The sequence below is a fragment of the Amycolatopsis sp. NPDC049688 genome (genome assembly GCF_040674975.1).
In the GTDB taxonomy this organism is placed as follows: domain Bacteria; phylum Actinomycetota; class Actinomycetes; order Mycobacteriales; family Pseudonocardiaceae; genus Amycolatopsis.
On the sequence record NZ_JBFANY010000015.1, the window covers coordinates 79,033 to 96,671 of the forward strand.

A 17,639-nucleotide genomic window follows, 5' to 3' on the forward strand; every position below is an offset into this window, starting at 1 on the left:
CGGTGTCCAGGGCAAAGATCCTACGGCCACGCGCGGCCGTCGCGGTCGGCCAGCACCTGGGCGTGGCGGCGGAAGCGGCGCCAGGTCCGGTAGTGGTCGAGCGACGTGACGCCGCCCAGCAGGCTCGCGTTCGCCGGGTACGGCCGGTCCGGCAGCGAGATCCAGCCGGTCGTGCGGGTCTCCTTGACCGCCACCGGCACCGGCCGGAACGTCGTCGGGTCGAGCCCGTCGCTGTGCCGGACGACCTCGTCGAAGAACCACGCCGACGTGATCAGCGCCAGTACCCCGCGCGACCCCTTGAGCGCCTCCTTCAGCGGCTTCGCCTCCAGCAGCCGGAACGTCTGGTTGATCGCCGGCGCGGTGACGCCGTGGTCGTCGTAGGCGACCTCGCCCGCGTGCAGCGCCATCCGCAGCCGGATCCGGGCGCCGGGGTCGTGCGTCCGGTTGTGCCGGTGCAGCGCCACGGCGAGCGCGGCGGGCAGGAACTCGACGAAGAGGCCCTTCGGCACCTCCGGCGGGACCAGGACGAACACGCCGTCGCCGCAGTCTTCGCGCCGGCATTCCGCCCACGGGACGCCGGCGTCGTCGAACGCCCGGCACAACGCGTGGTACAGCCCTTCGCGCAGGGCCAGCCGGTGTGGCGTGGTCCTGCGCTGGTCGCCGTAGCCCTCGACGTCCACGGCGAAGATCGTCCGGTGCAAAGCCGGCCGCTCGTACTTCATCGCACCCTCCCTGCGATCATGCATCTGTTAGTGCAAATGCATGTGCAAATGAGTGTGACGCCGGACACCCGTTCCGGTAAACGGGCCGTGCGGTGAGCGGTTCTCCCGCCGCGGTGACCGGCACAGGGTGTTCACCGCCAGTGAACACCGCTGGTCAAAGCCCTGCGCGCGGCACAGACCACCCGCAGGGCTCTGACGGACGGGTCAGCAGCTCTGCTTGTAGAAGTACTGAGAGTTGGCATCCATGTCGGCCTTGGTGATCGAGTGCAGCTCCGCGGTCAGGTTCCGCGTCACCGGCTTGCCCTCGATCGCCGCGACGGCCTGCTGCACCCCCTGGGTGCCGATCGAGGCCGGGTCCTGGGCGATCAGGGCCTGGTACTGGCCGTTCTTCAGGCCTTCGACCTCGGACGGGCTGGCGTCGAAACCGATCAGGTTGACCGCGCCGACCTTGCCGGCGTTGCGCAGGCCGGTGGCCGCGCCCTCGCCGGTGTTGAGGTTGGTCGCGAAGACGCCGATCAGGTCGGGCGTGGACGACAGGGCCGCCGTCACCTTGGCCGCGGCCTGCTCCGGCTCGTTCTGGGTGAACTGGACGCCGATCGACTTCAGGTTCGGGGTGTTCTTCAGCTCGTCCTCGAAGCCCTTGGCGCGCGCGGCGGTCGTGGACGTGCCGGCGATCGTGTCGAGCACCAGCACCGAGCCGCTCTTGCCGTTCGCGAGCTTCGCCATCGTCTGGGCGGCGAGCTTGCCGCCCGCGGTGTTGTCCGACGAGATCGAGGACGCGGCCACGCCCGTGTCCTTCAGCGCGGTGTCGACCTCGACGATCTTCGTCCCGCGCGCCTTGACCTGCTGGATCGGCGCCAGCATCGCGGTGTCGTCGGTCGGGGCGATGAGCAGCGCCGCCGGCGGGTTCGCGCCGAGGGCGTTGACCAGCTGGGTCTGCAGGGGAGCGTCGAACTTCTGCGGCGCCTGGGTGGTCAGCTCGTAGCCGAGCTTCTTCGCTTCGGCTTCGGCGCCGCACTGCAGCGAGATGTAGAACGGCTCGGCTTGCACGCCCGGGATCAGCGCGAGCTTCTTGCCGCCGACCGGCTGGGCCGTGTTGCCGGACCCGCTCTGCCCGACCGTGCCGGACCCGCACGCGGAGAGCAGGGCGGCGGCAGAGACCACGGCACCCATGGCGGTGAGAGTCTTGGTCAGTTTCATAAGCACCTCGTTGTACTTGGGGGACTGGACTTGCGGGGACTCAGCGGGAGTTGCGGCGACGGCGGCGGCGCTGGTCGAACCAGACCGCGGCGACCAGGACCCAGCTGACGATGAACATCTGCCAGAAGTCCTGGACGTGGATGATGTTGAAGCCCTTGCGCAGCACCGCGGGGATGAAGACCCCGATCACGGTGCCCAGGATCGTGCCGACGCCGCCGAAGAGGCTCGTCCCGCCCATCACGACCGCGGCGATGGCGTTGAGGTTGTCGGTGGTGTGCCCGGAGATGGTGGTCGAGTTGTAGTAGGCCAGCGAAAGGAACCCGGCGATCCCGGCCAGGAAGCCGGTCAGCGTGTACACCTTCAGCAGGTGCGCGGTGACGCCGATGCCCGCGCGCCGCGCGCCCTCGGCGTTGGAGCCGACGGCGAACGTGTAGCGCCCGAACTTGGTCGTCCGCAGCAGCCACGCGCCGATCACGGTGATCACGATCGCCACGATGACCAGGTTCGGCACGATGCCGAAGGACGTGCCGTAGCCCAGGGTCTGCGTCAAGGCGGCGGGCACGGTCCGCAGGTCCGAACCGCCGTTGAGCAGGTAGGCCGTCGCCAGCGCGGCCCCCATCGTGCCCAGGGTGACGATCAGCGCCGGGATCTTGGCCACGGCGACCAGGACGCCGTTGATCACGCCCCAGATCGTGCCGGTGACCACGGCGACGACGAGCCCGACGAGGATGACGCCCCAGCCCGCCTTCGACGCGTCGCCGCCGGACATCGCCTCCATCACCTTGCCCGCGACCATGCCCGCGAGGATCAGCACCGAGCCGACCGAGAGGTCGATGCCGGAGGTGATGATCACGAACGTCATGCCCACCGAAAGGATGAGCAGGACCGAGGACTCGATGAACAGCGTCTGGAAGGTGAACAGCGTCGGGAAGCTGTCCGGCGCGATCGCGCTGAACAGCACGACCAGCGCGATCAGGACCAGCCCGATCCAGAACGTGTTGGCTTCGACCAGGCGTTTGCCCAGCGGCCGCTTGCCGAACCCGGCTTCGGGGGACTCCTGGATGTCCTTCTTCGGGGGCGTCGACACGCTCATGCCGCCCTACCTTTCAGGTGTGCCCCCGGTCGTCCGGGATGATCGGGGTGTGCAGGCGGGACGGGGATGGCTTTCATGCTGGCTGCCGGTGATGGCTCAGGAGGCTCGGCCCCCTGTTCCGCATCCTTGTTCTGACCGCTGATTAGGCACTGCGATCGATCGCTATGTAGGGCGTTGACGGCGGAACGGGGACGCATTGCCACGTCAGATCGACCGGAGGACCGATGGCAGTAAAGGTGGGAATCGATGTCGCCAAGGAGTTCCACTGGGTCGCGATCGTCGTTGCTGAAACTTGCAAAGTCCTTGCCTCCCAACGGGTCGGCAACGATCCCGGCAGCATCGGTGGCTTGATCGACCAGCTGCGCCAGGCCGAGGTCGGCCACGGCGAGCTCACCGCCGCGATCGACCTGATGGGCGGCGTGGCCGGCCTGCTGACCGCGATGCTCATCGACGCCGGTATCCGCCTGGTGCACGTGCCCGGCCTGGTGGTCAACCGAGCCCGCCGCGCCACCAAGGGCGGTGAGGCCAAATCCGACCCGCGTGACGCCAGGACCCTCGCCGACCAGCTGCGGCTGCGCGATGACTGGCGCGAGGTGACCACCGGCGACGAGACCACGCTGGACCTGCGGATGCTGGTCTCCCGCCGCCGGGAACTCGTGGTCGATCAGACCCGTCGTCTCGCCCGGCTGCGCGAAACCCTGGCCGGTTTCTTCCCCGGGCTGGAACGCGCAGTGGACGTCACCAACCTCGGCGACCTGCGGTTGCTGTCCCGCTACGCCACCGCGGCCGAGATCCGCCGGGCCGGTCGCCGGCGCGTGACCGAATACCTGCTGCGCGCCGGGGTCCGCCGCGGTTATGCCGAAGCGCTGGCGGACAAGGCGATCACCGCTGCCCAGGTTCAGCGGATCGTCGTGCCCGGTGAAGCCCGGATGGCTGAGTTCGCCCGCGAGTTCGCTGCCGAGGCCATGACTGCCAAACGACGTATCGCCGAGCTGGACCGCGAGATCGCCGAGGATCTCGACCGCCACCCTGAGGCGGCCCTCATCGCCAGCCTGCCGGGGATGGGGGCCGTCCTGACCGCGGAATTCCTCGCCGAGGCGGGAGATCTCACCCGGTTCGCCACCGCCGACCAGCTCGCCTCGGCCGCCGGGCTGGCGCCGGTGCTGCAGCAGTCCGGCAAGATGCGCTACCTGCGCCGAGCCACCGCCGGCAGCAAGACCCTGAAGTTCGTCTTCTACCAGTCCGCGTTCTGCGCGATCCGCACCGACCCGGCCAGCAACGCCTTCTACCGGCGCAAACGCGCCGAAGGCAAACGACACCACCAAGCCCTTATCGCACTGGCACGACGCCGCATCAACGTCCTGTTCGCGCTCCTGCGGACCCGCCGGCCCTACCAAGCCGACTACAGCCGAGCCACAGCTGCTTGACAAAAACATTAGGCAGCCTCCTCCTGCACGAGGGCGCCGGTCATCGCGGCGACGAGGTCTTCGAGCTTCGTGTCCGGGCCGGCGAACCGGGCGACGCGCTTGCCCAGCCGCAGCACCTCGACGCGGTCGGCGACCGACAGCACCTCGGGCATGTTGTGGCTGATCAGCACCACGGCGATGCCCTTGTCGCGCACCTTCTTGATGACGTCGAGCACGCGCTCGCGCTGCACGACACCCAACGCGGCCGTCGGCTCGTCCATGAAGACGACCTTCGACGCCCACACGACCGAACGCGCGACCGCGACGCTCTGCCGCTGGCCGCCGGACAGCGAGCCGATCGGGACGTCGGTGCTCTGCAGCGTCACGCCGAGGCGCTGGAACTCCTCGATCGCCTGGCGCCGCATCTCGTTCTTGTCGAGCATCCCGAGCTTGCCGAGCAGGCCCTTGCGGTGGATTTCGCGGCCGAGGAACAGGTTGGCCGCCGGGTCGAGCTCGGGGGCGACGGCGAGGTCCTGGTAGACGGTCTCGATGCCGAGGCGCCGCGCGGTGGTCGGCGAGTCGAAGTGCACTTCGGAGCCGTCGAGGAGGATCTTCCCCGACGTCGGCTGCTCGGCCCCGGAGAGGCACTTGACCAGCGTCGACTTGCCGGCGCCGTTGTCGCCGATCAGGGCCGTCACCTCACCCGCGCGCGCCTGGAACGACGCGCCGCGCAGGGCTTCGACCGAGCCGTAGTGCTTGGTGAGGTCGATCGCGTCCAGCAGGATTTCGCTCATCCGTGCCTCTCCTCCGGTGCCGGCGGGCGGCAGCGGATCACCGTCGCCGTGCCGGACAGCTCGGTCTGGCCGGCGTCGAACGGGACGACGTAGGTGTCGCCCTTCGCCAGCGCGTGCTCGCCGCCGTGTTCGGTGCGCAGGGTGCCTTCGCCGTCGAGCACGACCAGGACCGCGAAGGACGGATCGAGTGACAACGTTGTCGTCATGTCGGTCCGCAGCTGCTCCGCTCGGAAGAACCGCTCCGATCCGCCGGCCAGCAGGTCCACAGTGGACGAACTGTCGGCCGCGGTGCGCTTGATGATGGTTTCGAGGCGCTCGGCGTCCCAGCCGGAGGTGTCGAGGGCTTCGATGGCGGTGTCGAAGCCCAGGCCGAGGTGGCCCTTTTCCGGCGAGGCGAGGAAGTCGCGCCACTCGATGGTGAGCGAGAAGTCCGTCGGCTGCTGCAGCTCGACGACGAACACGCCTTCGCCGATCGCGTGCGGCAGCCCCGCCGGGATGTAGACGGTGTCGCCCGCGGACACCGGGACGCTGTTGAGTGCCCCCAGCATCGACGGCACGTCCTGCTCCCGCGTCCACTCGGAGACCGTCGCCTTCGACAGGGTCTCCTTGAAGCCGGGGTAGACGCGCGGGTCGTCGCCGTGGGTGCCGACCACGATCCACGCCTCGGTCTTGCCGAAGTGGGAGTCGAAGTGCCGCTTCGCGAAGGTGTCGTCCGGGTGGAAGTGCACCGGCAGCCGCTGGCCCGCGTCGAGGAGCTTGACGAGCAGGCCGGTCGACGTCCCGAGCGCCTCGACGTGCTTCGCGCCGAGCCAGCCGTTCGGGTTCGCCATGACGGCGTCGCGCAGCCAGGCGCCGTCCGGGAGCCGGGTGAGGCCGTTCGTCTCCTGGCCGAACATCGTGGTCGCCGAGGCGACCCAGTCCTCCGGGCCGAACTTCTTGTCCGGCGACGCGCCGCGCAGGGCCGCGATGGCGTCCCCGCCGCGGTAGAACTGCGGCGGCTGGTTGGCCGGGAGGCGGATCGGTTCGAGGCTCACGGGGCGACCTCACCGGAACCACGGGCGACGAGATGCACGGGCAGGACTACCTTTCTCGGCGGGGACTGATCTCCTTGGACGCGGGCGAAGAGCAGTTCGGCCGCGGCGTGGCCCAGTGCGCTGACGTCGTGCGCGACCACGGTGACCGGCGGGTTCAGCAGGTCCGCCAGCTCGAAGTCGTCGAACCCGACCATCGCCGGGCGGCGCTCGGCGTGGGCCAGCGCGCGCAGCAGGTGCACGGCGACCCGGTTGTTGCCGGCGATCACCGCGGTGGCCGCGTCGGGGCCGTCGAGCAGCCGCTTGACGGCGTTGCCGACCGAGTCCGGCGTCGGCGTCCCCATCGAGACCAGCGACTCGTCGTAGGAGATCCCGTTGCGCACGCAGCCCTCGCGGAACCCGCGCAGGCGCTCGGCCGCGGTGAAGATGTCGGGGCTGTCGCCGAGGAACGCGATCCGCCGGTGCCCGTGCTGCGCCAGGTGCGTGACGGCTTCGATGGTGCCGCCGAGGTTGTCGACCAGCACGGTGTCGGCCACGATGTCGCCGGCCGGCCGGTCGATGAACACCACCGGCGTGCCCGCGCGCATCTCCGGCACCAGGTAGCCGTGCTGCAGGCCGGCCGGGACGACGAGGATGCCGTCCACCCGCCGCGCGCAGAACTCCAGGACGAGCTCGCGCTCGCGGTCGGAGTTCTCCTCGGACGAGCCGGTGAGCACCTGGCGCCCGAACGACGTGGCGATGCGCTCGACCGCGCGGTTCAGCTCGGAGTAGAAGGGGTTGCCGACGTCCTCGACGATCAGCCCGATGGTGCCGGTCGTGGACCCGCGGCGTAGATTGCGCGCGCCCAGGTTGCGCCGGAAACCCAGCTGCTCGATGGCCGCCATGACCCGCTCGGCGGTGTCCGGGTGCACGGCCGGTTCGTCGTTGACCACGCGGGAGACGGTCTTGATGCTCACGCCCGCCAGCCGGGCCACGTCGCTCATCGTGGCCCGCCTGCTCGCGGTGCGCGTGCTGCCGTCCCGGTCCCGGCCCGGAGGAGACAACGTTGTCATAGTGACCGGGATTGAACGCCACGCGCCGGGTGCTTGTCAACGCCCCGGGCGCATGTTGTGCCGATTCGGCTACCGACGGCGTAGGACAGACGGCTGATCACCCTGTCCGGAACCGGACAGGTCTTGACGGGACCCTTGACTGCCTGGTGAGCCGCTGCCCAAGGTGGCCCGGTTCGACCGACTGCGCGACAAGGTTGTCATGGCACCGTTTTCCGGTCGCGCTGATGAGGTGGAGAGGCGAGGGCAATGGCGCGAGCGCGCTTCAGAGCCGGTTTAACTTTCCTGACCCTGGCGGTGACCGCAGCGGTGGCTCCCGCTGTGCCCGCAGTGGCCGCTACCAGCACGGATTACGCGAAGTGGGTCAACCCCTTCGTGGGCACCCGGCCCGGCGGGGCCGACCACGGCACCGGGGGCGGGGCCGGCAACACGTTCCCGGGCGCGGTGGCGCCGTTCGGCATGGTCCAGTGGAGCCCGGACACGGTGAAGTCCCAGCCGGGCGGCTACTTCTACGACGACAACGCCCTGACCGGGTTCAGCCTGACGCACCTCTCGGGCGCGGGCTGCTCGACGTACCAGGACATCCCGTTCATCCCGTACGTCGGTGAAGTGACGACCTCCCCGGCGACCGACCCCGGGCACTACACGTCGAAGTTCTCGCACGCCAACGAACACGCGACCGCGGGCGCCTACGACGTCACCCTCGACAGCGGCGCGAAGGTCGAGCTCAGCGCGACCCAGCGCACCGGCTCGGCGCGGCTGACCTACCCGGCCGGCGCGTCCTCGACGCTGCTGGTCAACACGTCCGGCTCGGTCAACGGCACCGACGACGCGTCGATCACCATCGGCAAGGACACCATCAGCGGCTGGGCGACCAGCGGCCGCTTCTGCGGCGCGCGCAACAGCTACCGCGTGTACTTCTCGGCCAAGTTCGACACGCCGTTCGCGTCGATCGGCACCTGGAAGAACGGGGCCGTGACGCCGAACAAGGCCGCCGAAACCGGCGGGGCCAAGGCGAAGGTGGCGCAGCCCAACGGCGTGAACGCCTCCATCGCGCGCCCGGCCAAGGCGGCGCCGCAGAACACCACCGTCAGCGGCCCGGGCAGCGGCGGGTACGTCACCTTCGCCAACCTCAACGGCGCCCAGGTGAACGTCCAGGTCGGACTGTCCTTCGTGTCCGTCGACGGGGCGAAGGCCAACCTCAAGGCGGAGAACACCGGGAAGTCGTTCGACACCGTGGCGGCGAACGCGCGCAAGGCGTGGAACGCGCAGCTCGGCAAGATCGCCGTCACCGGCGGCTCGGACGCCGACCAGACGACGTTCTACACCTCGCTTTACCACTCGCTGATCCAGCCGAACGTGTTCTCCGACGTCAACGGCCAGTACCCCGGCTTCGACGGGCGGATCCACACGGCCGACAAGGGCCACGCGATGTACACCAACTTCTCCGGCTGGGACATCTACCGTTCCGAGACGCCGCTGCTGGCGACGATCGCGCCGAAGGAGACGTCGGACATCGTCCGGTCGATGATGGCCTACGCCGAGCAGGGCGGCTCGTGGGACCGCTGGACCGTCGCCAACGACTACACCGGCGTCATGAACGGCGACCCCTACCACATCATCGTCTCCAGTGCGTACGCGTTCGGGGCGCGGGACTTCGACGCCCAGAAGGCGTTGCTGCTCATGATCAAGGGCGCCACCCAGCCGACCCAGGGCTACACCGAGCGCCCCGGCCTGGAGGACTACCAGAACCTCGGGTACGTCCCCGGCGCCGGCGCAGACACACTCGAGTACACCAGCGCGGACTTCGCCATCGCCCAGTTCGCCAAGCGGCTCGGCGACTCCGCGACGTACACGACGTTCATGAAGCGCGCGCAGAACTGGCAGAACCTCTACAACCCGGGCACCGGCCACCTGCAGCCGCGCAACGCCGACGGTTCCTTCGCCGGCACCTACAACCCGGCCAGCTCGCAGGGCTGGGTCGAGGGCAACGGCGCCCAGTACGACTGGATGGTGCCCTACGACCTCGGTGGTCTCGTCACGGCGTTCGGCGGCAACACCGCGGTCCAGTCGCGTTTGGACACGTTCTTCACGCAGCTGAACGCGGGCACGCAGCTGCCGTACGCGTTCATGGGCAACGAGCCGAACTCGAACGCCCCGTGGGTGTACTCCTACGCCGGCGCGCCGGCCAAGACGCAGTCGATCGTCCGGCGGTCGATGAACGAGCTCTACAACCCGCGTCCCGAAGGGCTGATCGGCAACGACGACCTCGGCCAGATGTCGTCCTGGTACGTCTGGGCCGCGCTCGGCATCTACCCGGAGATCCCGGGCCGCGCCGAGTTCGTGCTCAACACGCCGCTGTTCCCCAAGGCCGTGCTGACCACCGGCGCGGGCAAGAAGATCACCGTCACGACGTCGGGCACCGGTGACTACATCGCGGGCCTGAAGGTCAACGGCGGCGACGCGGCGAAGGCGTGGATGCCCGAGGCGCTCGTCTCGACCGGCGGGAACCTGGACTACACGCTGTCGGCGACCCCGACCGCGTGGGGCAGCGCGGCGGCCGACGCCCCGCCGTCCTTCCGCGACCAGGAGAAGCCGAGCCTGTCGTTCGTCAACCCGGCGCGGGCGGTGACCCCGGCGGGGTCGACGTCCAAGGTCTCCGTCGGCGTCCAGGACCTCTCCGGCACGGCCCGGAGCTGGACGTACTCCGCGGGCAGCGTCGACGGGATCACGCTGACCCCGGCGACCGGCAGCATCGCGGTGCCCGCCGCGGGCAAGGCCCAGGCCGAGCTGACGGTGTCGGTGCCCGCGGGTCTGGCCGACGGCGCCCGGCGCATCCCGGTGACGTTCACCGCGCCGGGCGTGGCCTCGTCGCAGGCGGTGCTCACGGTGCTCGTCGCGCAGCCGAACAGCTGGCTGGCCACGGTGAACAACGCCGGCATCTCGCCGGACGCGAAGCCCGCCGCGGCGAACTTCGACGGCGGCGGCTGGAGCTACTCGGCCGACGCGCTGGCCGCGGCCGGCGCCGCCCCGGGCGCGACCGTCACCAGTGACGGGCTCAAGTTCACCTGGCCGTCGTTCCCGGCGGGCGACCCGGACAACGTGATCGCGTCCGGGCAGACGGTGAACGTGAGCGGGTCCGGACGGCTCGCCCTGCTCGGCTCGGCGTCCAACGGCAACGCGTCCGGCACGCTGACCGTCACCTACACCGACGGCAGCAAGTCCACCGCCACCATCGGCTTCTCCGACTGGACGCTCGGCGGCGGCAACGCGCAGCCGGCGTTCGGCAACCGGATCGTGCTGTCCACGCCGTACCGCAACGCCTCGGGCGGCGACCCGCAGCAGATCCGCACGATGGTGTTCGCCACCAGCCCGATCACCCTCGACGCGGGCAAGACGGTGGCGAGCGTGACGCTGCCGGGCAACGTCAGCGGCGGTGCCCTGCACGTGTTCGCGATCGGTATCGGCGCATGAAAGGCACCATCCTGGCGGGCTTTCTGACGCTCACCGCGGCCGCGACGGGGCTCACTCCCGTCGCGGCCGCGGCCGGCGGGGACGCTTTCGACGCCGTCAACACGTTCATCGGTACGCAGGACGAAGGGAACACGTTCCCGGGTGCCTCGGCGCCGTTCGGGATGACGCAGGTCAGCCCGATCACCTCGCACTACGCCGGGTACCGCTACACCGACACCGCGATTCGCGGGTTCGGGCACTTCTTCCTGTCCGGCGCGGGCTGCTGGGAGCAGGGCGGACTCGTTTCGACGCTGCCGACAACCGGGGAAGTGGGTCCGGGCAAGGCGTTCGACACGGCGAAACCGTCCACTTTCGACCAGAAGCAGTACGCCTCGCCGTTCACCCACGACGGTGAAGTGGGGAAGCCGGGCTACTACAAGGTGCACCTGACCGGCTACGGCGGTGTGGACGTCGAGACGACTGCGGCGACCCGCGCGGGTGTCGAGCGGTACACCTTCGCGAAGTCCGGTGACGCCAACGTCTTCGTCAACGTCGGGCAGGCCAACGACAAGGAACCGGTGACCGGCAGCAGCATCCGCGTCGTCGACGACCGGACCGTCGAGGGAACCGTGGAGTCGCAGGCGTTCTGCGGCGGCAAGGCGTACACGACGTACTTCACGACGAAGTTCGACAAGCCGTTCAAGGCGTTCGGCACGTGGTCACCTTCCGGTGGCACGCCCGGCTCCCGCACGTCGGAAGGCGGTGCGGGCCTGCGTGGTGCGTGGCTGACTTTCGCAGGCGGCGGCCAGGTCACCGCGACCACGGCGATCTCCCAGGTCGACGCCGCCGGCGCCCGGGTGAACCTGGCGGCGGAGCGCATCCGGTCGTTCGACGCGGCCAAGGCCGACGTCCAGCGCAGCTGGCGCCGTGAGCTGTCCTCAGTGGACATCAAGGGCGGCACACCGGACGACCGCACGGTGTTCTACACCTCGCTGTACCACGCGCTGCTGCAGCCGTTGACGGCCAACGACGCCGACGGCCGCTACTACGGCTTCGACAAGAAGGTCCACCGCGCGGTCGGCTGGACGTACTACGACTTCTTCTCGCTGTGGGACACCTACCGCTCCCAGAACCAGCTCCTGGCGCTGCTGCGGCCGGACCGGGCGCGGGACATCGCGAAGAGCATCCTGGCCATCCACGACCAGGGCGGCTGGCTGCCGCGGTGGGCGTACGCGAGCCAGGAGACGAACACGATGACCGGCGACCCGGTCACGCCGTTCCTGGTCGACCTGTGGCGCTTCGGCGCGCTGTCCGGCGAGGAAGCGCACGCCTACCAGGCCCTCCTGCAGAACTCGCGCGAGATCCCGCCGGCGGCGTCGCCGTTCCAGGGTCGCTCGGGCAACGCGAGCTACCAGCGGGACGGGTTCGTCCAGTACGACCCGGACTTCCCGAAGAAGGGGCAGGACACCGACCCGAACCACGGCGCTTCGGCCACCCTGGAGTACGCGCTCGGTGACTGTTCGCTGTCGGTCATGGCGGCCGCACTCGGCAAGAAGGCCGACGCCGCCGCTCTGCAGGAGAAGGGCCGGACCTACCGGACGCTGTGGGATTCCACCCAGACCGATCGCGGCTTCGCCGGCTTCTTCCGGCCGAAGGTCCTCGGCGGTGCGTGGTTCTCGCCGGCCGACAAGCCCTACAGCCCGCAGAGCCAGGACGGCTTCCACGAGGGCACGGCCTGGCAGTACCAGTGGCTCGTCCAGCAGGACGTGCCCGGCCTGGTGCAGCGGATGGGCGGCCCGGCGGCCACCGGAAAGCGTCTCGACGACTTCTTCGCCTACGACGAACTGGTGAAGAACCCGGCGACGGCGGTGCGAGAGAACTGGGTCGTCGGCCCGTACGACTACTACGACCAGTTCCGTTACAACCCGAACAACGAGCCGGACCTGCACTCGCCGTGGATGTACGCGCTCACCGGGCAGCCGGCGAAGACGTCGACGGTCGTGCGGGCGGCGCACACGCTGTTCACCAACGCGCCCAACGGCGTCACCGGGAACGACGACCTCGGCACCATGTCGGCGTGGTACGTCTTCAGTGCGCTGGGCCTGTACCCCGCCGTCCCAGGGACTGGGAACTTCGTGCTCAACGCGCCGCGGTTCGCGAAGTCCGTCCTGCACCTGGAGAACGGGCGCGACATCACGATCAAGGCGCCGGGCGCGGACGGCTCGAAGCTGCAGTACATCTCGGGCCTCGAGGTGGGCTCGCGGGCGAGTGACCGCGTTTACGTCGATGTGGACCAGCTGAAGCGCGGCACCACGCTCGACTTCCGCCTGACCACCGACGCCACCGCGGCGACGTGGGGGACATCACCTTCGTCCGCCCCGGTTTCGCCCTGCGCGGAGTAGACAGCGACGCTCACGGCCGTGGTTCAGACCACAATGGACCACGGTCGTGAGCATCGTCACGGGACCCGGTGTTCCCGTGAGGGGCATCACGCCTCACACTGGGTATCAGCACGTCCGACAGCGCCGTTGACGTTCGAGGCAAGTCCGCCTTGGACGGTGCCGTCGGGCGTTTTCGTGTGTGAGACCAACGTGGTGAGACCCCACAGGAGGAAGAAGTGTCCAGCAAGGCCGCTCTAGTGTTCCGCGTGGCCGCAGTAGCCGAAGCCCTGTCCTGGGCCGCGCTGCTGGTCGGGATGTTCCTCAAGTACGTCGTCCACTCTTCCGGCGAGGGCGGCGTGCCCGTCATCGGCATGGTGCACGGCGTGATCTTCGTCCTCTACGTGGTCGTCTCCCTGTCCGTGGCGAAGCCGCTCGGCTGGCGCCCGAAGACGCTGGTCCTGGCCCTGCTCGCGAGCATCCCGCCGCTGTTCACGTGGCTGTTCGAGAAGTGGGCGCTGCGCAACGGCAAGCTCGACGGCCCGCAGCGGCTGTCCCACGGCGGTGTCGGCCTGTTCCAGGCGAAGGAACCCGTCGCCGCCTGATCCCGGCATGTGAGAAAGGGCCCGCACTCGCCAGTGCGGGCCCTTTCTGCTGCCGCACGCTTACTCGCTGAAGTCCCCGGCGGCGCGGCGCACCTTGGTCAGCAGGTCGGTGAGCTGCTCGGTCTGCCGTTCGGTCAGGCCGCTCAGCCCGAAGTCGATGGCGGTGACGGCCTCGGTCGCGGCCTCACGGCGTTTGCGGCCTTCGTCGGTGATCTCGACGAGCGTCGTGCGGCGGTCCGTCGGGTGCGGCACGCGCTTGACGAGCCCGTCGCGCTCCAGCCGGTCCACTATGTTGGTGACACTGGTGGGGTGCAGCTGGAGCCGCTCGCCCATCACCCGCATCGGCAGGCTGGCGCTGCGGGCGAAGGTGAGCAGCACCAGTGCTTCGTACCGGGCGAAGGTGAGGCCGTGCGGCTTGAGCGCGCCGTCCACCGCGGACTGGATGATCTGCTGGACCCGCATCACCCCGGTCACCGCGGCCATGGTCCCGGAGGGCCCGATCCGGTCCTCCCAGATCCGGGCCGCGCGGGCGATCGGGTCGAACGGCAGCGGACGGTTCATGACACGCGAAGTTACCAGCGGGTACCGGCGGGTGTCGCACGACTGGCGGAAAAGACCACCGAAGAAGGGACTTCCGAGCATGATCGTCGCGTTCAGCGTGAGCCCGTCCGGCGGGGACCCCGACGGCGGGGTGAGCGAAGCCGTGGCCCGCGCGGTGAAGGTGGTCCGCGAGTCGGGGCTGCCCAACTCGACCAACGCGATGTTCACCAACATCGAGGGCGAGTGGGACGAGGTGATGGACGTCGTCAAGCGCGCGGTCGAGGCCGCGGGGGAGGGTTCGTCCCGGGTCAGCCTGGTGTTGAAAGCGGACATCCGGCCGGGTTTCTCCGGCCAGCTGGAGGCCAAGGTGGACCGCATCGAAGCCCACCTCCGCGAATCCTGACTACGGCAGAGGCGGGGTGAAGGCGACCGTCCAGCGGCCGTCTTCGCTCGTCACCGTGAGCGGGTAGCTGAACGCCTTGCCGTCGCCGAGGGCGCCGGAGACCGTCGCCCGGGTGGGGGAAGCAGGGTTCGGCTCCAGGTCCACGTGCACGTCGTGGACGCCGCGGTCGGCCAGCACGGAGACGTAGTCCTTGGCGAAGTCGCCGCCGCCGGAGCCGGGGTAGTCGAGGAGGTCGGCGAAGGCGTCCGCATCGTGCCCGGACAGCGCGGAGGTGAGCCGCTCCCGCAACTCGGCGGGCGAGGTCGCCCCGGGGTCGGGTTCGTGCACGATGAGCAGCGTCACGGCCCCGACCCAGACGACGGCGGCCGCGACCGACAGCCCCACCTTCACGTCACGCCGGATGTGCACCCGGCCGAGCCTGCCCCAGCGGTGCCGTCCTGCCAAGCGGACGGGCCGGGCTCCCGGTGAAACTTCTCCGGCGCGCGTGCCAGGATGGAAGCGTGACACAACCACGCGGATCTGCAGCGAAGTCAGCGGCCCTGTCCGCCGCCCTTTCCGGCGCGGTGGACCTGTCCGCGCTCAAGGCCCGCGCCGATGCGGCGCAACGGCAGCCGGCGGCCCCGCCCGCCCGCCCGGCCGGCGAGGGACCGCCGCAACCCGGTGCGGGCGATGCCGTGATCGATGTCACCGAGGCCACCTTCCAGGCCGAGGTCGTGGAGCGGTCCCTGCGTCAGCTCGTGGTCGTCGACCTGTGGGCCGAGTGGTGCGGCCCGTGCAAGCAGCTGTCCCCGGTGCTCGAACGGATGGCCGCCGAGTCCGGCGGGGCGTGGGTCGTCGCGAAGGTCGACGTCGACGCCAACCCGCGGATCGCGCAGCTGTTCGGCGCCCAGTCCATCCCGACGATCGTCGCCATCGCCGGCGGCCAGCCCGTCGACGCCTTCTCCGGCGCGCTGCCCGAGCCCGAGATCCGCAAGTGGATCAACGCGCTCCTGGACGCCCTGCGCGACAAGCTGCCGGGCATCCGCGACGCCGAGGCGGCCGGCGGTCCGGCCGAGGAGCCCGAGGACCCGCGCTTCACCGAGGCGGAAGAGGCCTTCGAACGAGGTGACTTCGCCGCCGCGCAGGCCGCGTACGAGCGCATCCTCGACGTCGAACCGGCCAACGAGCTGGCCAAGAACGCCCTGGCCCAGGTCAAGTTCACCGCCCGCGCCGAAAGCGCCGACCCGGACGCCGTCGCCAAGGCCGACGCCGACCCGTCCGACCTCGCGGCCCAGCTTGACGCGGCCGACCTGGAGATCGCGGCGAACGACGTCGAGGCGGGCTTCAAGCGCCTCATCGACACCGTCCGCCGGACCGCGGGCGAGGACCGCAACAAGGTTCGCGAGCACCTCGTGGCCCTGTTCGACCTCTTCGACCCGGCCGACGACCGGGTCATGAAGGCCCGCCGCGACCTCGCCAGCGCGCTGTTCTAGAAAAAGGGCCCCCACCACGCGGTGGGGGCCCTTTCCGCAGAAGATCAGGCGTACGCCTTCGAGCAGACCGACGACCCCTCGAGGTATCCGCGCCGCAACGCCTCGACCCGGTCGAAACCGCTGTCCGGGCGCTTCCCGTTGACGTCCGCCGAGACGAGGCTCTCCGGCTGCAGCAGGTCCGCGATGGCCTCGTCGAGGTCGCCCGCCGACAGCCGCAGGTCGCCCGGGCGGTTCGTGAACGCCGCCCACGCGCCGACCAGGCAGGCCGTGCGCAGGCCCGCGTTCGCGTTGTCGATCGACGCGCCGACGCCCTTCTGGATGCCGAGCGCGTACCGCGACGCGACTTCCGAGAACGCCGCGAAGTCGCCCATGCCGCCCGGGTCCTGGCCCTTCATCTCGGCCTCGCGGTCGATCGGCTGGGCCAGCTGGGCGAGCTTGGCCATGTCGATGCTCACCGTGTTGTCACCCGGGCAGTAGGACGCCGGCGGGGTGGTCTGGCAGCTGCCACTGTCGGTGATCTCCGGTGCGGCCGCCCCGGCGCGCTGGAACGCCTCATCGAGGCTCTTCTTCAGCAGCGCGACCGTCTGGGCGTTGAACTTCGCGTCGCCCTTGCCCTTGTCGCCCTTGTCGAAGGGACGCTCGGTCAGCCGGGCCTTGACGTTCTCGGTCGTCATCGCCGCGCACTCCTTGGGGCCCTTCTCGAACCCGGCCTGGAACGCGTAGGTGCGGTCGAACGCCGTGCCGTGCGCGCCCTTGTCGGCGGCGCTGGTGCCGGCCTGGTCGCGAATGAGGAACATCGACGCCATCACCTGGTTCAGGCCCTCGGACGTCGACACGCGGTAGAACTTGCTCTTGTCCTCGGCGACCCAGCGGAAGTAGCCGCCGGCGAAGCAGTCGGCCTGCTGCTCCTTGACCACGGTGGGGGTGCTCTTGCCCACCCCCGCCTTGTCGCCGAGCCGGTACTGGACGGCGTGGCCGAACTCGTGCGCGAGCACCACGACCACCGACATCGGGCCGAACCGCTGGCGCAGCATCGGCAGCAGCACGCCGCGGTCCCACGCCACCGAGTCGTCGACCGGGCAGTAGAACGCGTTCACGAGCTTCTTCACGCTGCCGCAGCCGGTCTCCTCGGTGTCGGTCTGCGCGTCGTAGGACAGCAGCGACTTCACCGGCTCGAACTGCTGGCCGAAGTTCGCCGGGAGCATCTCGCCCCAGTACGTCTGGACGTCGGCGATGGCGGCGGTGGCGAGCTTGTCGTCCTCGCCGCCGTCGGCGTTGCGGACGTTCAGGTCCGGCGTCGGCGCGCTCGGCTTGAGGCCGCTCTCGAAGTGCGTCACCGGCAGCCCGGACACCGAGCCCGCGCCGGTGTCCTTGGCCGGGTCCCCGCTCGCGCCGCCCTTGCCGTGGCACCCGCTCACGGCGACCGCCGCGACGGCCAGCAGCGCGACCAGCGCCCGCCGTCCTCCCCCTGGGATCATCTGTTCCACTCGCTC

The 17,639-nt window shown here is 70.0% G+C and carries 15 protein-coding genes; 6 read left to right on the top strand and 9 right to left on the bottom strand.

Annotation, left to right across the window (positions count from 1 at the left end; genetic code table 11):
• Positions 1–20: 20 nt before the first annotated feature.
• The 3 genes from AB0J55_RS35050 to AB0J55_RS35060 all read right to left on the bottom strand — a co-directional run bounded on the left by AB0J55_RS35050 (position 21) and on the right by AB0J55_RS35060 (position 3,015).
• Positions 21–722: a hypothetical protein gene (locus AB0J55_RS35050; RefSeq protein ID WP_364258571.1), complete on the bottom strand. Its 702-nt coding sequence runs from the start codon at positions 720–722 to the stop codon at positions 21–23.
• Between the two features lie 204 nt (positions 723–926).
• The gene (locus AB0J55_RS35055; RefSeq protein ID WP_364258573.1) at positions 927–1,922 is read right to left on the bottom strand and encodes an ABC transporter substrate-binding protein; all 996 of its coding nucleotides are present in this window, start codon (positions 1,920–1,922) and stop codon (positions 927–929) included.
• Between the two features lie 40 nt (positions 1,923–1,962).
• Positions 1,963–3,015 carry an ABC transporter permease gene (locus tag AB0J55_RS35060; RefSeq protein ID WP_364258576.1) on the bottom strand — a complete coding sequence of 351 codons (1,053 nt, stop codon included), beginning with the start codon at positions 3,013–3,015 and terminating at the stop codon, positions 1,963–1,965.
• 224 nt (positions 3,016–3,239) lie between these two features.
• Here AB0J55_RS35060 and AB0J55_RS35065 point away from each other — a divergent pair, with 224 nt between their 5' ends.
• Complete coding sequence (locus AB0J55_RS35065; RefSeq protein WP_364258578.1) at positions 3,240–4,442, top strand: IS110 family transposase; 1,203 nt, start codon at positions 3,240–3,242, stop codon at positions 4,440–4,442.
• Between the two features lie 8 nt (positions 4,443–4,450).
• On the opposite strand, the gene AB0J55_RS35070 is transcribed toward AB0J55_RS35065, so the two are convergent.
• Genes AB0J55_RS35070 through AB0J55_RS35080 form a run of 3 tightly spaced genes read right to left on the bottom strand, consistent with a single transcriptional unit; the run spans position 4,451 to position 7,229 of the window.
• Entirely contained in the window at positions 4,451–5,215 is a 765-nt protein-coding gene (locus AB0J55_RS35070; protein WP_364258581.1) for an ATP-binding cassette domain-containing protein, read from the bottom strand.
• Entirely contained in the window at positions 5,212–6,249 is a 1,038-nt protein-coding gene (locus AB0J55_RS35075; RefSeq protein ID WP_364258584.1) for a class I mannose-6-phosphate isomerase, read from the bottom strand. The genes AB0J55_RS35070 and AB0J55_RS35075 overlap by 4 nt, the downstream gene beginning before the upstream one ends.
• Positions 6,246–7,229: a LacI family DNA-binding transcriptional regulator gene (locus AB0J55_RS35080; protein ID WP_364258587.1), complete on the bottom strand. Its 984-nt coding sequence runs from the start codon at positions 7,227–7,229 to the stop codon at positions 6,246–6,248. The genes AB0J55_RS35075 and AB0J55_RS35080 overlap by 4 nt, the downstream gene beginning before the upstream one ends.
• A gap of 315 nt (positions 7,230–7,544) precedes the next feature.
• Between AB0J55_RS35080 and AB0J55_RS35085 the strand changes: the two genes are divergently transcribed.
• The 3 genes from AB0J55_RS35085 to AB0J55_RS35095 all read left to right on the top strand — a co-directional run bounded on the left by AB0J55_RS35085 (position 7,545) and on the right by AB0J55_RS35095 (position 13,731).
• On the top strand, positions 7,545–10,769 hold the full coding sequence (locus AB0J55_RS35085; protein WP_364258590.1) for a GH92 family glycosyl hydrolase: 3,225 nt from the start codon (positions 7,545–7,547) through the stop codon (positions 10,767–10,769).
• Entirely contained in the window at positions 10,766–13,150 is a 2,385-nt protein-coding gene (locus tag AB0J55_RS35090; protein WP_364258593.1) for a GH92 family glycosyl hydrolase, read from the top strand. The genes AB0J55_RS35085 and AB0J55_RS35090 overlap by 4 nt, the downstream gene beginning before the upstream one ends.
• 215 nt (positions 13,151–13,365) lie before the next feature.
• On the top strand, positions 13,366–13,731 hold the full coding sequence (locus AB0J55_RS35095) for a DUF3817 domain-containing protein (protein WP_004562934.1): 366 nt from the start codon (positions 13,366–13,368) through the stop codon (positions 13,729–13,731).
• 60 nt (positions 13,732–13,791) lie between these two features.
• On the opposite strand, the gene AB0J55_RS35100 is transcribed toward AB0J55_RS35095, so the two are convergent.
• Positions 13,792–14,292, bottom strand: a complete 501-nt coding sequence (locus AB0J55_RS35100) for a MarR family transcriptional regulator (RefSeq protein ID WP_004562932.1) — start codon at positions 14,290–14,292, stop codon at positions 13,792–13,794.
• 79 nt (positions 14,293–14,371) lie between these two features.
• Between AB0J55_RS35100 and AB0J55_RS35105 the strand changes: the two genes are divergently transcribed.
• Positions 14,372–14,674: a thiamine-binding protein gene (locus tag AB0J55_RS35105; RefSeq protein WP_364258954.1), complete on the top strand. Its 303-nt coding sequence runs from the start codon at positions 14,372–14,374 to the stop codon at positions 14,672–14,674.
• Here AB0J55_RS35105 and AB0J55_RS35110 read toward each other — a convergent pair whose 3' ends face one another.
• Entirely contained in the window at positions 14,675–15,082 is a 408-nt protein-coding gene (locus AB0J55_RS35110; RefSeq protein ID WP_364258597.1) for a hypothetical protein, read from the bottom strand. It lies immediately after the preceding gene.
• Between the two features lie 92 nt (positions 15,083–15,174).
• Here AB0J55_RS35110 and AB0J55_RS35115 point away from each other — a divergent pair, with 92 nt between their 5' ends.
• The gene (locus AB0J55_RS35115; protein WP_364258600.1) at positions 15,175–16,146 is read left to right on the top strand and encodes a tetratricopeptide repeat protein; all 972 of its coding nucleotides are present in this window, start codon (positions 15,175–15,177) and stop codon (positions 16,144–16,146) included.
• A 44-nt stretch (positions 16,147–16,190) separates the two neighbouring features.
• Here AB0J55_RS35115 and AB0J55_RS35120 read toward each other — a convergent pair whose 3' ends face one another.
• Positions 16,191–17,624 carry a neutral zinc metallopeptidase gene (locus AB0J55_RS35120; protein WP_364258603.1) on the bottom strand — a complete coding sequence of 478 codons (1,434 nt, stop codon included), beginning with the start codon at positions 17,622–17,624 and terminating at the stop codon, positions 16,191–16,193.
• Positions 17,625–17,639: the final 15 nt, after the last annotated feature.